The sequence below is a fragment of the Moorena sp. SIO3E8 genome, assembly GCF_010692445.1.
GTDB lineage: Bacteria > Cyanobacteriota > Cyanobacteriia > Cyanobacteriales > Coleofasciculaceae > Moorena > Moorena bouillonii.
Genome location: NZ_JAAHHM010000036.1, coordinates 47,441 through 62,518 on the forward strand (window position 1 = coordinate 47,441; position 15,078 = coordinate 62,518).

The 15,078-nt window shown below is 42.2% G+C and carries 10 protein-coding genes; 2 read left to right on the plus strand and 8 right to left on the minus strand.

The window, feature by feature from the left end; translation table 11 throughout:
* Positions 1 to 294: 294 nt before the first annotated feature.
* The 3 genes from F6K46_RS17370 to F6K46_RS17380 form a co-directional block, all read right to left on the minus strand.
* On the minus strand, positions 295 to 1,053 hold the full coding sequence (locus F6K46_RS17370; protein WP_293059049.1) for a thioredoxin domain-containing protein: 759 nt from the start codon (positions 1,051 to 1,053) through the stop codon (positions 295 to 297).
* A gap of 285 nt (positions 1,054 to 1,338) precedes the next feature.
* A complete protein-coding gene (locus F6K46_RS17375) occupies positions 1,339 to 4,287 on the minus strand; it encodes a zinc-dependent metalloprotease (RefSeq protein WP_293059019.1) in 2,949 nt (982 codons plus the stop codon).
* A gap of 677 nt (positions 4,288 to 4,964) precedes the next feature.
* A complete protein-coding gene (locus F6K46_RS17380; RefSeq protein ID WP_293059022.1) occupies positions 4,965 to 5,315 on the minus strand; it encodes a phage holin family protein in 351 nt (116 codons plus the stop codon).
* Positions 5,316 to 5,787: 472 nt separating this feature from the next.
* Between F6K46_RS17380 and F6K46_RS17385 the strand changes: the two genes are divergently transcribed.
* Both F6K46_RS17385 and F6K46_RS17390 read left to right on the plus strand, forming a co-directional pair.
* Positions 5,788 to 6,168 (plus strand): pentapeptide repeat-containing protein, encoded by a 381-nt coding sequence (locus F6K46_RS17385; protein WP_293059025.1) that lies wholly within the window; start codon positions 5,788 to 5,790, stop codon positions 6,166 to 6,168.
* A 288-nt stretch (positions 6,169 to 6,456) separates the two neighbouring features.
* Positions 6,457 to 7,776, plus strand: a complete 1,320-nt coding sequence (locus F6K46_RS17390; RefSeq protein WP_293059028.1) for a 5-(carboxyamino)imidazole ribonucleotide synthase — start codon at positions 6,457 to 6,459, stop codon at positions 7,774 to 7,776.
* Positions 7,777 to 7,871: 95 nt separating this feature from the next.
* Here F6K46_RS17390 and F6K46_RS17395 read toward each other — a convergent pair whose 3' ends face one another.
* From F6K46_RS17395 to F6K46_RS17415, 5 genes are all read right to left on the minus strand, one after another.
* Positions 7,872 to 8,000 carry a hypothetical protein gene (locus tag F6K46_RS17395; protein WP_293059031.1) on the minus strand — a complete coding sequence of 43 codons (129 nt, stop codon included), beginning with the start codon at positions 7,998 to 8,000 and terminating at the stop codon, positions 7,872 to 7,874.
* 944 nt (positions 8,001 to 8,944) lie between these two features.
* Positions 8,945 to 9,547, minus strand: a complete 603-nt coding sequence (locus F6K46_RS17400; protein ID WP_293059034.1) for a hypothetical protein — start codon at positions 9,545 to 9,547, stop codon at positions 8,945 to 8,947.
* A gap of 444 nt (positions 9,548 to 9,991) precedes the next feature.
* On the minus strand, positions 9,992 to 11,245 hold the full coding sequence (locus F6K46_RS17405) for a dynamin family protein (RefSeq protein ID WP_293059037.1): 1,254 nt from the start codon (positions 11,243 to 11,245) through the stop codon (positions 9,992 to 9,994).
* 22 nt (positions 11,246 to 11,267) lie between these two features.
* Entirely contained in the window at positions 11,268 to 12,161 is an 894-nt protein-coding gene (locus tag F6K46_RS17410) for a hypothetical protein (RefSeq protein ID WP_293059040.1), read from the minus strand.
* Between the two features lie 84 nt (positions 12,162 to 12,245).
* The gene (locus F6K46_RS17415; protein WP_293059043.1) at positions 12,246 to 14,687 is read right to left on the minus strand and encodes a dynamin family protein; all 2,442 of its coding nucleotides are present in this window, start codon (positions 14,685 to 14,687) and stop codon (positions 12,246 to 12,248) included.
* Positions 14,688 to 15,078: the final 391 nt, after the last annotated feature.

Here is a 15,078-nt window from a genome sequence, read left to right on the forward strand (position 1 = left end):
ATATAAATCCATTATACAAATTAATTGCTTTTTGGCTTATTCCACCACAACACCGATCAATCAACGTTAATGTCTAGCATCTCCCTCGGAAAATCGCCCTTACCCTTGTAATCTGTAACGTAAAAACTATATAGTTATTGAGCTTGTCGGGTGGGCAAAAAGATTTTGGTTATTGTGACTATTCGAGATTAGATTACTTTGCCCACCCTACTTTATTGAGCTTGTCGGGTGGGCAAAAACAATTTGGTTATTGTGACTATTCGAGATTAGATTAGTTTGCCCACCCTACTTTATTTAGCGCACTCGTGCCAATATCGCTTCTATCTGTTCTAAGGGCACGGCACCAGAGAAGGATTCACCATTCATAACAAAGAAAGGTGTGCCACTTAGTCCCAATAGTTGTGCTAGCTGCATGTCTTCTGCAATTGCACTATCAGCTACGTTTCGGTCTCGGTTAAACTGCTCTAGGTCTAAATCTAGGGCTTCGGCAATTTCAAGATATAAATCTTCTCCTAATTGCTTTTGATTAGCGAAGAGGGCATCATGGTACTGCCAGAATTTCCCTTGTTGAGTGGCGGCCCAAGCTGCTTGAGCGGCTGGCAGGGCTTGGGGATGAATTCGGATGAGGGGGAAGTGTTTGTAAACTAAGGTGACTTCATCCCCATGGTTTGCTATAAACTCCTTGACGGTGTCGTGAGCTCTGGCACAGAAGGGACACTGAAAGTCTGAGAATTCTACTAACACAATTTTATCTTCAATGGCGCTAGTGGTGGGGGAGGAACCAATGAAGGCTTGGGGATTGGTTTTGAAGCCCTGCAAGATGGCTTGCTGTTGCTGCTGACTTTCCCGTTCCAGTTGCTGCTGGTATCTCTGGACCGATTCTAGGATTACTTCTGGGTGGTTGCGGATGACTTCGAGTATTTGTTGTTCTAGTTCAGGAGTAATCTTGGCGGCTGCTGTGGCTGGCAGTGACCAGGTTGAGAGGGACAGGAGTAGTACTAATCCTGTGAGTGATAGGGCTTTCTGGAGAATGGTAAGGAGCTTAGTGACCATGATTTGCTTAAATTTAACCAAGGCATAGGGTATCTCATATGGGCCAACATGGGCAACGCATGGGTATAGCGCTACGGGCAAGGCAATAGGCATGCTAGCAATAGGCAAAAGTTGCGTGGGAAATGAAACAGGCAAGATGCCTGTTCCACCGCGAACAGTGGTCAGCGCTCAGCTTATTTAATTCAAAAGCACCTCAAGCACTGTGGCACAGGCTTCCAGCCTGTGACCTAACCCAACCCATAAGCTAATAGCTCTGAGCTATTAGCTTATGGCTCAAGTCATACTTTATTCCGATTGCAAGGGTGCATCCAAGACTTTGGTAATGCGATCGCGTGCCCCTTCTAAGTGGGCTAAGCTAGCTGTATCAAGGTTTTTCCCTTGTTTGTTCAAGGTCTTTGCGATCGCATCCCGCAATTGACGGAGTTTATACCGGGCTAACACCCGAGCATCCTCGGGAGTATTAAAGGTTTGGATAGCAATAATAAATTCAGGGAAGGTGCGGGCAGTTTCTAGACTATTGGAATTGCGCAGTGCCATGTTCACTAAAAGACTCATATACTGCCGTTGCAATCCCCGACGCAAGCTAGAGATTGGCTCAATCTTAGCTTTAGTATCTAGTTTCCAGATGCTATCTTGAACAGTGTCAAACACTTCTGCCATGGTCAAGGCTTCCCCGGAACTAGTTTTGAGTTGAGCATCCCGCAAACGAGCCAACCGTTCTGATGAAAATAAATCCCCCAGCACCATAGTTTGAATTAACATCACTCGGTCATGAATGGGATAATCTAGGGGGAAAATAGTGGGAAAAGTACCCCAGTGAGTCCAGCGAGATGGGGCTAACTGGTTGAGGAGTTGGGGTGAGAAGTTAAAGGTATCTTCTGCAAACATATACTCCCCGAGCATGGCTAGAGCCTGACGCTGTTTTTCCACAGGGATGGGTTCAAAGGGGAGTGTGCCAGTCTTGCCACCAGTGTAGTTTCGATTAAAAGTTTGTCCCCCAATATAACCAGTAAGGGACATAGCGTTTTCAAAGAAATAGGAGAAGACCGTATCAAAGCGATCGCGTAAATCCCCAGCACTTTCTTCAGGCAGGAGGTAACTGGTGTTCAAGCGTTTCCAAATTCCCTTAGCATTCTCCATTTGCCACTGAGAGTAGCGCAATGGATCACTACTAAGGTCCCAAACCTTAGCTTCTGGGTCAATAAAATCGAAAGTATCCTCATCTGTAGCATAAGATAGCCCCATTTCAGAGCCTTCAGCCGCAATTTTGCGCAGTGTGCGTAATTCTTGTTGAGGAGTCAGAGCATCAATCGGAGTGTAGCCATACTTAATCACCCACTTATCATAGGGACCAACCACTGTAGAGAAATAATCTCCCTGTTCCATTCCCTCTGGCGCTAGATTAACTGGGACATAATCCATGACTGACCCGACTAGCCCTTTATTGCGGGTAATCTCAGTATTATTCAATTCCTCTGGACTCAACATGGTGCTGCCCCGGAAATTGTGGCGCAATCCCAGAGTATGACCAACTTCATGAGCCGTCAGGTAGCGCAAATACTGATTGATGAAGGTTTTCATTTCCTCACCACTGGGCAACTGGTGGTTTACCATCGATAGAGACAATGCTCCAAACTTAGCTTGCTGAGCTGATACCATGGCAAAACATAACTCATGGTCTGGGACTTGGGTTAGTCCGCTCAGGAATTGCCCAGCTGGTAGGTTCAACTCAGCTGCTTTGCCAGGATTGCTCTTCAGGATTTCCTGCCATTTGAGGTAAGGAACTTTGATGCCATTACTACACAGGGAACCATTAAACGCGAATTGGGATAACCCAGATAATGCCTGGGATTGAGGCTGGGAAGCAATAGCCTGGTATTCCGCTTTGATCCAGCGCACCGCATTAGCATCAATAATGACATCTGCATCCAAGATTTCCCCAGTCAAGGGGTTCACTCGGGATGGACCCATAGCGATAATGCCTGGGAATGAGGGAAAAGAATTGGACCAGCGAATGGTGTTGTAGCGAATATCAGCCGGGTCCCAGGTTGCATCATCTGGCATTTGCCGCACTTCAATGGCATTGTCAAACCCTGCCTCCCGAAACGCTTCATTCCACATCAAAATCCCCTCCCGAATTGCATCTCGGTACTCCAGAGGTACAGTATTTTCAATCCAAAACACAATCGGTTCTTTTGGGGGGGATACCGTAGCAGTAGGGTCTTGTTTTTCTAAATGCCAGCGCCTGATATAACGGATAAAGGGTTGTTTGCGGTTTTGATTGGATAAATTTTGATAAGCACTGATGAAATAGCCTACTCGTTCATCCGCGAGTCGATGACGGTAACCATTGTTAGTCGGTAGTTGAGAAAAGCTATAGCGGACACTAAGATTAAATGCTCGTTGATCTGGGAGACTCCTTAAGGGAAAGAATAAATCTCCCCCACCAGAAAAGCCATAAACTGACTCAATCTCTACATTCAACGGAAATGCTTGAGCGTCACTGACATAGGATTTTTGAGGGTCTACTACATAACTACCTCCTAATATCCAAGGAAAAGCCGATGCTAGTCCAGAAAAAGACCCATCGCTGACGAGGAGTGGTGTTAAATCCACCAACAGAGTCTTTCGTTCTGGATGAATACTGGTAATGGGCAGGGAATATAGCACCGAATCACTGAAGGAACGCTTAACAGAACGCTCTTGGGGGTCACCGGGTCGAGTACGGAAGTAGATATTTGGTATTACTAAATCTATGGTCTTCTGTCGGCGGCGGAATTGGAACAAAAAATCATTAACTGGCCAACCGGTTTGGAGTCCCAACTCCCCAATTCCCGAAGCAAGGGTGACAACACATAGGAAATTTTGATTTAGTTGATCGGGCTCAATTTCTAAATAAACTTTGTCTTTTTCTTTATTGCGGTAGAGGGTGAGTAATCCTGCTAATTCTTCGGCATCTTCTACAACCTTATCAAATGGCTTTAACTTGGAATCACTACTATCTGAATCGGATAACTCCTCTGAGGGTGCCTCTGAGGGGTCTTCAGCAATTTCTGTAGTTTGAACTTGGCTATGGGCTAAGGTTAGCTGGGGCGAGTAAACAATCTGTTGATCCAACTGTTGACCCAAACTCTTGGGGGTTGGATTAGATACAGCTATGGTTTGGAGGTACAACGGGGATAGTACCAAGACGAATGCACACAGACAGAATATCAAGAACTTTAGTCTTTTCATCGATTAATCACTAATTTTGTGTTCCCAAAAAAATATAAATTATGAATTATGATAGTTATGAATGATGAATTTAAAAAAAATACACTTCAGCTCATAATTACCAAAATTTTCAATTTTAAAATTTTTTCTAGCGTTTTTTATCCTTATAATGTACCTTCAATTTTATGACAATTACTCCCTACTTTCCAAGACTAAAGTACCTTAACTAATTGATAGCTGCTAGAGTGACAACTTTTTAGTTGTTAATTAGTTTAATTGTTTTAGCTTCTGATTCGTAAGTCTTACTATCAAGAACCCAGAGCAGAGCGATGGGTTGAGATTTTCTATTTATTTTTAGTCTAAAATGGTGTGGTTTTACTATAGTGGTTTTACATAAACGAATCTATTGACTAACCCTTCAAGCACCCCGAAATTTCCACACCTTGGGTTAGTCTATATCTCTTATTGCTGTACTTTGAGCCTTGGCAGTTCAAAAATTACACTAACTTCAAGTAAAGGTATACTTTGAGCAGTCAGCTTTCACCTATTGATCAGCTATTTAATAGTCAGCTCTTGTAGCTGAAAACTTAAGCCCAGAAGTATAGTTTATTAAAAGTAGTGCCAGCTAAATTAGGTAAGCATTTAGTTAATGCGCTAAGCGCACGCTGCGCATTAGCTGAATGCTGAATGCTGATAGCTTAAACTTGATTAGCAGCGAAGCTATTGATAACACTAGACACCAAAGTCAGAACGATGGCTCCGAAAAAAGCTGGCCAGAAACCGTTTACTAGAAACGTAGCAGGAGTGAAATAGGATGCCAGGGATAGGGTGATAGCATTAATCACCAACAGAAATAGTCCCATGGATAAAATTGTGATGGGCAAGGTCAGAATCACTAGAATCGGTCTAATGATGGCGTTAACTAAACCAATGACTACTACCGCTACAGCAGCTGCACCAAAACCACTAATGGTAATTCCTGGTACCAGGTAAGCAGTAATCATTAGTGAGATAGCACTTAGCAGCCAAGTCAAAAATATATTAAGCATCGATCTCACAAAAATATCGCTCACTATGATTTTAGCGATTCTGGCGAGATTAGCCTGTAAGCTATCAGCCGTCAGCTATCAGCTATCAGCTTATGGGCTACAGATGGTGCTACTTGAGGTGCCAAAGGCAAACGGCTAACCGCTGACCACTGACCACTGACCACTGACCACTGACGGCTGATAGCTGATAGCTGAATGCTTACATTAGCCTTGTTGTCCTAAAGAGCGATCGCATTTGTTCAAGGTGCTCGCCATGATCTATTAAGCTGTAAGATGGCTGAGCAGTATTTGGTGCTAGTTACTTGGGTGTAACTCAAGTGATTATGCATCACAGTATGATTGAGTTGAACGATTCCAGCAATAAATCTTTATGTTTTTCCGGCTACTGGTTACATTCTTATTTGCGTGCTCTGTTTTTTGTTATCCCTTACCTGTTCACGCCAAGAGTATAGCCTGCGATGGGAAACAACTCGTGGGAGCAGACTTATCTGGTCAAGACTTACAGGAAGTCCAAATTAGCTATTGCAATTTGGACCAGGCTAACTTAGCAGATGCCAAATTGATCCAAGCATCTATCCAACATACTACCCTGAATAATGCTAATCTCCATGGAGCAGACTTTACCAACAGCGACACCTACAACATTAGCTTCAATCATGCAGATTTAACTGATGCCATCTTTACTGGTTCCTTACTGCAACGTGCCAGTTTTGATGGGGCTAACATCACTGGTGCTGATTTTAGTAGCACCCTGATCCAACCGGTCAGACAACGCTTAAAACTCTGCGATGTAGCAAGTGGGGTGAATCCTACCACTGGTGTGGTGACTCGTGACTCTTTAGGGTGTTGGTAACCTGTAATATCAAGTTTGGTTGAATACCTATCATCTAGGGGAGGGTGGGGAGATGGGGAGATGGGGAGATGGGGAGATGGGGAGATGGGGAGATAGAGCAGATTTTTGTTAAGGGTAATTATCCTGACATGATATAAATTGTTGACTGTTGACTGTTGATGGTCAACGGTCAACAGTCTTGATTGATCGGGCTGACTTGACCGATGGTATGCTGGATGGTGTGCAAATTTGATAACTGTGTCAGCAAGGTGCATCTGAAAACTGGTGTTGCGCTTGTGAGTCTTTGGGATGTCGATTAAACGAGTAGGTGTAATTGGTGGAGGACAACTGGCCTGGATGATGGCAATGGCTGCTAAGTCTTTGGGTATTCGGCTAGTGGTTCAAACTCCTAATGTTACTGATCCAGCTGTTTGTGTTGCTGCTGAAACTATCTTTGCTGCTATTGATGATGGGGTAGCTACCGAGCAAATGGCATCTCGCTGTGATGTGATTACCTTTGAGAATGAATTTATTAACCTCGATGCTCTGAAATGTCTGGCAAAGCGGGGAATTTGCTTTTACCCTAGACTAGAAGCTTTAGCGCCACTGTTGGATAAATATCACCAACGCTGCTATTTCGAACGGATTGGTTTACCCCAGCCAGAGTTCATCAGTCTGGAGGGGGAGGTGGGTAAGCAGGAATTAAAGTCCCTAGGCTCTTCTCGGGGCGTTGCTGAATTGAAGTATGAATCCGCGATCGTTTGGTTTTGGTCAAGCCCCCTAAATCCCCCAACTTTGGGGGACTTTCAGAGTTTTGTTCCCCCCAAAATTGGGGGGCTAGGGGGGCAAAATCATACCCAGAATCAGCAACGCCCTTCTCGGACCCCAATCAACCTGAGTCAGTTAGAGTTTCCTCTGGTGCTAAAAGCGCGACGCCAAGGTTATGACGGCAAGGGTACGTTTATTATTAAAGACAGTCATAGCTTACAGGAAATTTGGAACCAGTTAGGGAATCAGCCTGTGGTGCTAGAAGAGTTTATTCCCTTTGAACGGGAGTTGGCAGTAATGGCTGCCCGTTCTGTAGATGGGGAGGTGGTGGTTTACCCGGTGGTGGAAACTCAGCAGGAAGAACAGGTGTGTCGGCGAGTGATTGCACCAGCTCAGATTAGCCCAGATACGGTGGCGGAGGTGAATGCGATCGCAAAAACACTCCTGACTAGTTTAGACGTAGTGGGAGTCTTTGGGATTGAGTTATTCCTCACTAGCAATCACAAGGTTTTGGTTAATGAAGTGTCCCCTCGTACCCATAATTCCGGCCATTACACCATTGATGCTTGCGAAACCTCTCAATTTGAGCAGCAACTGCGAGCTGTGGTGGGTTTACCCTTAGGTAGCCCAAAGATGCATTGTGCCAGTGCAGTAATGGTCAATCTTTTGGGTTATGAGTCTTCCCAGGATGATTACCAACAGAAACGGCAGACCTTAGCCAGTTTACCAGGGGCGTTTGTCCATTGGTATGGTAAGACTGAATCCCGTCCAGGACGTAAGTTAGGTCATGTCACAGTTTTGAGTGATGGGAATTCTGTACAAGAGGTAATTGAGAAGGTTGAATCGGTTTGGTACGGTTAATATCCTGTTGAACGCGCACGCGTGGCCTTTTGGCCAAGGTTGAAGGTTGAAGGTTCAAGGTTAAAAAGTTGAAGGTTATAGTTGCGTAGGGTGCTTTAGGGAAGGGCTTGCCCTGATTTTCCGCCTCTTCGCCCCTGGTTGGGAGAGCCCGCCCCGTAACGCACCACTGGTTGAAGTCTTGATGCAGTAGGGTGGGCAAAGTAATCTCCGACAAGAATACTCATTTGAACCAAACAGTTTTTGCCCACCCTACAAGCTACCTACTCCCTACTTGTTGAACAATGTAGCTATAGTAGTTTGCAACTATGTTGACACTCCCCGCCCTATAAGAGCGGGGATTCTTAGTTCATCGACATGCCTTGTCTTGATGCAGTCGCTCATGGGGGAAACCCCCAAGACCGCGCTGCATCGCTAAAATTAGTTATCCAGCAAAGGCAATATTTAAGCCCAATATCCGTTTAAAAACCAAATACCTAGCCTAATTTAACTAACCCCAGTGGGCTTATCTCCCTAAGCGTTGAGTTTTCTCAGTTTCCGTGTGCCGGAGACGAAACCTTAGAAGAGTGGAGCCTTTATGGTTAGTCGGCTATGGGTAAAAGGGTTAAAACTTTTTGATTAAGGCTCCACTCTTCTTACGGTAACTTCTAACCCCACGGTACTTTTTATTTTTCAAGGTTTGCTTTACTGGTTTTCGGTATCCGCGCTTGATCCATACGTTTTTAATGAGGTTTTTCGCGCCTCATGTACTAGCATCGCAAAACGCTCGTAGGTTTTATGACAGTACCGACGAATCCTGTCTGTGCTAGGCTACATCCTAATTATAGCAAAAGAATCGTGCATCCGCCGAACGAAGGACGGGGCTTGAGACCCAAATTTTTGGTCAAGGAGGAAATTATAGGGGTCAAAAGCCTTACGTAGCTGGGACAATCGCCTCAAGTTGTCCGTCAGGTTATACTGCTAGCAACGGTCTTTGTTCAGCTAACTAATTTACTCTGCCCCAGCTGAAGCGTGAAGCTGGTTGAAGGTTGAACGCGCACGCGTGGCCTTTTGGGCAAAGTTAACTGCTTAAAGGTTATAGTCTTGATGCAGTAGGGTGGGCAAAGTAATCTAATCTAGAATTATTAAAAGAACCAAACTGTTTTTGCCCACCCTACAAATTCCCTACTCCCTACTCCCTACTCCCTACTCCCTTTGCTAAAGCAGTAGATAACTGGCGTAAGCGATCGCTAACTTCTAAATTCACTTCATGAGCCTTTAAATCCTCTGGCATTTCAGCCATTAGTAAGGGATTTTCTGCTAACCATTCATTCTGGGCTACTCCTCGCCACACAGCTTCATATCGAATAAAGCGATCGCGCAATTCATCCAGTTCCTGTAGGCAAAATTGCCCAAACCCTGCGGCCTCAAAAATAGCCGAACGCAAATAGGTTTCAAAGGCTTTGAGATCCGTTTCAAGTTCCAATATCACCTCCTCCGCTGAATTGGTAGGTTTTGGTGGCACATCCCCAGAGACGTCACGAATACCTAATAGCTCATGGCGAAGCTTGGGATCATAGAGCAACTTTGACCCACGATTTACATATCGTTTTAGCACGCTGAAAGCCTTCTCTTCCCCACTGTAGTAATTATCGACTAGTTCTATATCGGCTCCCAGTCGTTTCACAATACGCTGACGAGTTTCACTACCTAAAGGGCCAGGAATTAAGGAGTCGGCAACCGGACGTGCAAAGCGAAGAAATAACGCCGTCAAACTTCGACTTAAGACTTCCACAAACTCCTCGGGATTACCAATCAGTCGCTGCTCTAATTCGTGACTTTTCCAGAGTAACTTGGTCAGATAGTCAACTCACTTTAATGCTTCTTCCTTGATTTCCAGAGCAAGTTGATGAGCAATATCTACTAAGAGGGTGCTAATGGTACCAGAAAGTTCTTTACGCCAGTTATAGTCAGTTACTTTAGCATCAAATACACCGGCATTAGTTTCCTTAAATATTCGCTGTTTTCTTTGTTCGTTATCGGTCTTGATTTATTCAATTTTGGTTTCAATATCCTGGAGATATCGAGACCGAAATTTTTCTACGACATCTGACGTGAGCGATTCTTCCCCTGCTGCCGTAGACTTGCGAATATTATCATTATAATAGTCGCTTAGGTCTGCTTTAATCGTTTTCCACTTTTCTTCCCACCACTGGGAAAATTCAATCCGACGTTGATTTTATTGTAATCGCTTGGCTTCCGCTGGATTCTCTGAATAACGCTTACTAACGATTTCAAAAATTTCTTTTGATGTTGTTAGTATGTTGGTGATTAAAGCGTCACAACGTTTTTCTAAAACAGTAACCCTTTCATTATTAATATAATCAGTAATGCGAGCCTTGATTTCCTGGATACCAGTCGCTTCCTGTCTTAAGGCTTCCTCGTATTCGATACCTGTCAGAGAGTTAAGCTTAGTGAAAATTTCTTCAGGACTGCCAACTGATTCCACGGTTTGTTGATTGGCCAAACCATTTAAGACTAAATAAGCTCCCGCTGAACCGTGGACAATTCGCTGAGGAGGTAATTGTGCGCGTCGATACCAATCTTTTGATGCTACATCCAGATGTTCTTTAAGAGCTGCTGGACTAGCAAACTGATCAATCCGACTCAAGAAAACAAACAGTTTATCTGCAACTTTTACATTCTTGTCACCCTGCTCAGTAAACTCAACAATTTGAAGTTCTGCACCCCGAATACTAGAAAATTGCTGCACCACAATGACAGCATCACAATCTGAGAGCATTTCTCTAGATTCCTCTATATGCTTGGCTAAACCTGAGTCTAATCCAGGCACATCATAGAAAACAATCCCCTCAGCTTGGGCGAGTTTATTGGTATACAGTCTAGCTTCTAATACTGCATGGGCGTATTGCTCATCAGCAACATACTTGTTAAGGTCTTTGTTAATGTCTTCAAGGCGAGTAAATGGGATAGTTTTCCGACCTTCGCTACGAACTTGTCTTAAGGTATCTTGATATTTTAGGATTGTCTCTAAATCTTGTTTAGCTCCATCTCTATGCTTAGAATTACTCTTAGACTCTGACTCCAGTTCATGCAATAGACTAGTAAATTGTTCTTCAGTTTTAGGCTCAACTTCTAGCCTTTGCTGAGAATCTTCTTCAACGGAATAAATTTGTGTCGTTGTAAAAGTACAACGTCCAGCTTTTGCTGGCAGTAAATCACAATCTAACCAGGCATTGACAAATGTACTTTTTCCCGCCTTTTCCAAACCCACAACAGCAATCCGAAATTCTCGCTTCTTCAAGCGTTCAAGCTGACGACGAGCGGGTTTTTCTTCTTCTAAAAGAATCTCTTTGAGGTGAGCAGGAACTCCCGCTTGAGGAAGCCTGGCTAAATCAACGGCGTGGCGAAGCACAGTTAAGGCGTCACCCAAACGAGTTTCATAATAGGATGAAGCAGTTTTCCAATCCATTTTTATAATCTATTGTAATTCCTTAAGCACAGATAAAAGTTTCTAAACCATCTAGGTTGGTAAGACGAGCAATTTTCTGGATTTCAGCACCGCCATCAGGTAGCTTCTTCTTAAGACTGTATTTGGACTCCTGAGCAATCATCCCTTCACCTTCAGGAATTATCAGCTGGATATAAGCATATTCTTCACTGGAATAATTGATACTTTCTGTACTGAGATTGAGGTTTACTTTCTGGTCAATAGCTTGGACTGAACCATCACATAAAAAATAAGACGCAGAGGATATAAGTTCTTGAACACGATTTGAAGAAATCAAATCACCTGGATTTAAGCCACTTAATTGATGAGAAGGAACAACTAAGCACAAAACAGAAGGCTTTCTTTGTTGTGGAGAATCAATTATAGGTTCAGGTGAATCTATAGTTTTTTTTCTACCTTCTTCGGGTAACTTTATTTTATTTTTATTTTTATTTTTATTTTTATTTGCTTTCCTAATTATCTCTGATTGATTTTTTGAGAAATATAAAAAATATAATGCAATAAGGATAAAAGCTACAGGAATAATTACTGTAAAAATTTCTGTGCTATCTTTAACCGGAACAAAGTTTTTAATTAATTCTACTGTTTGATTTTCCATATCCTCTTTTAGTTTTGCAAATTCATTTGGTAAAGGAATTTTAAATATAGATAAATCCTTAATTGGACTGAACAAGAAAGGTTTACAAAATTCAATATCCTTGTTGAGAGTCGATTTTTTATTTATGCCAAAATAGTGACAAATATCTTCACTATTCTCTGGGTCTAGATAAGCGATAGCTGCATATAGACAGCCCCGATCACGATTTTTAATAGCCGCATAAATTTCCTTGAACTGCTCTTGATAAGTTGCTAGGGGGTCTTGGTAGTCTTGATTCATTTCATTTTAGTACTATTGCTAAAATAATCCTGAAAATTAGTAACTTAAACAGGTTACTTTATTAGCTTACAAAATCAAGATAAACTACCTGAAAACTTTTCCACCTTTCTTAATATTATCCTCAAGTTGTTTAGCTTCCTGGTGTAGCGGATTCCAGATCGATAAGTCTTGTTGATGAGAGAGTTTAGCTTGATCGTGGGCTTTGTCGAGCCGCTCTTGATAACGGTCTACAATTTCTTTTTGAGAAGATTCAACTCCAGTTATAAAGCTATTGATTTGAGATATAAACCAATCGGCAACCTGACGATAAATTTCTACTTCTGCCTGATTTTTTTGCACTAGCCATCCTTTCAGGATGTCTTCGGTTTTTGGTAACTGAGCATTATCACTAGAGCGTTCTTTGGTTTCGATATAGTATGCTATTCTTTTCCAAATCCAGAGAGACCACCAGTCTCTTTTATATTTCGGAACTTCAACATAGTCTAACCATGTCCCTTCCACAATTGGAAATCCTGCTTTAAATTCAAAGTTTGGCTGAAGTTCAATATCAATCTTTACCAGTTGTGACTTGGAAAAGCTAATCCCTATATTAGGGGCAATACTGCTCATTCCTTCTTCCAGAATAGATAAGTAAGCATTCAACAAGGTTTCCAAAGCATCACGCACTCTCCTCATTTCTCGCTCTAATATTTTTTTTACTGCTTCATTGATCAAAAGCTTCAAGATATCAGCTAACTGATTCAACTTATCATTGAGCTTGCTAAGATTACTTTTTTCTTGGTAAGTACGTGCTTCGATCTCCTTGCCGTTCTCAGCTACTTCAGGAGAATACCCTAAGTCAATTAAATCGTCAATTGTTCTTTCTAAAAGATTAAACATGGTTGGATTAGCAGCTTGAAGGGTTTTACTGTTTAAGCAGAGTTTGCCGTTATCCAAAGACTCAATTACAGGTTCCAATATTTCCTCTACCCCTTCTGTCATGGCTTTTCGCCATCCATAAAGGGGAACTAAGCTGTCTGCACGCTCTTGATAAGAGCTTTCTCTTAGTTCGCCAATAATACGGGCAATAATCTGATCTGCTCTTGCTCTAGGATCGGGTAACTCTTGCTCTAGTGAAGCGATTTGGTTACTTTCCTCCATTAAACCTTTTAGAGCATTTTCAATTTGTTCAAAAGGGCCTCTTAGTTCTTGAGCTTTTTGTAAAATAAATTGACTGATGTCTTGCCGGATTCGAGCAATATTATCACATTCTTTTTGGTAGTTTTCTTCTGAGCTATTAATGAAAGCATAAGTGGTTTGTATAGCCCACTCTACTACTGCATTACCTGCTTTAGCTTTAAAGCGGTCTACAATTTGTGGAATCACTAATTGTGGAAAATGTTGATCGATATGCTCTTTCAGGTATTTATGAAATTCCTCTGCGTAAGAGGCTTCCCAAACAGTCTGGGCAACACGATGGCGCTCATGGTGTTCCCATCGCTCTACTTTTCTGGGTAAATCTTCTATAATATCTTCTGGGATTAAGAAGTTAAACATACTGTCGATTTTTCGAGATGCTTGATTGCTTTCTTGCTGATTATTCCTCTTCATTTTAATCGACAATAGAGCTGGTAAAGCACTCATTTTGATGACTTTTAAAGCACTAATATCTTCTTGATATTCTTCTAGCTCCTTGGTTAACTTCTGTTTGATATCGTGAACAGTTCTTTTGAAAAAATCTCTTTCACTATCCGGCCAGTTTTGATCTTTACGAAACTCATCAATCCGATTCAGCACAAAGAGCATGCGGGCTGGTGAGCCTCCTAGCTCTTTGACCTGATCAACAACTTCTTGGAGTAAGTTACTAACTTTTTGTCTATCGGTTTCTGCACTATTATAGGTAACTATACATAAGGCTTCTTTACATTTTCTAATCACAGAGCCATTCCCTTCATCGCCCACATGAGCTAAACCGGGAAGATCCATGATTCGCACTTTGGTTTTTTCAGGCAAATCAAGCAGTTTAGGATTGGCTACAAGCCGGAAAGGGTAATATATCGTTGCTTGTGGACAAGTAACACTGGTTTTTCCGTCTCGATTAGCTTGAAGATAGGACTTCATTGCTTGGTCTAAACGGTCATAAATGTCTTGGTCTGTAAGATTTGGCCATTCTCCACATTCCCAAATTGCCCCTGGAGTTTGATCAATTTTCAGAGATTTGGTTTCACTGTATTCTACAATCACGACCCCTGCACTCATTTCTTGTACAGCAACTGGAACAATTTCTGCCCCACACAAGAAGTTGACCAGGGTACTTTTACCACTGCTAGTTGTCCCGGTTGTCGCTAAGGTAAGAACCGGTTCACTCAGTTCTTTCATTAATGCACTTACCGCTATCTGGAATTCGAGGTTTAAACCTTCGAGTTCAGTATGGTACTCTGGGGGTAGCTGCTCACGGATATGCTCCTGAAAACTACACCATTCCTTGTTAATATTATTGATTGATTCTTCAACAGCTTCAAAAATATTTTTGATGTTGCTTCTCATTATGCTCAAAGCCTTTAGTGTTGAGTTGTAACGATGGTATATAAACTACTCTGACCTTAAAAGTAGCGGAAAACATCCGATAGGGATTATTTCTTTTTTATTAAGCTTTTAGTTGGTTTTTAAATAGCTCTTAATCTAAGAGTAGCCTAACTTAATATAAGACTGTCAAGGTAAATGGCTAAATGAAATATTTGTGAATCCAGGCAAGGATAATGAAGAAATTACTATTGGATTATTGGTGATGATAGAGTATAGGGTTGGGTGCATCTCATTTTTGTAAAAACATCATTAATAAAGCATCCCATTTAGGTAAGCACAGCGTAAAGAAAGAATTTTAGGAACATTTTCAATATTCCATTGTGAGCCTGATATTTTAACTCGCATTCCTATT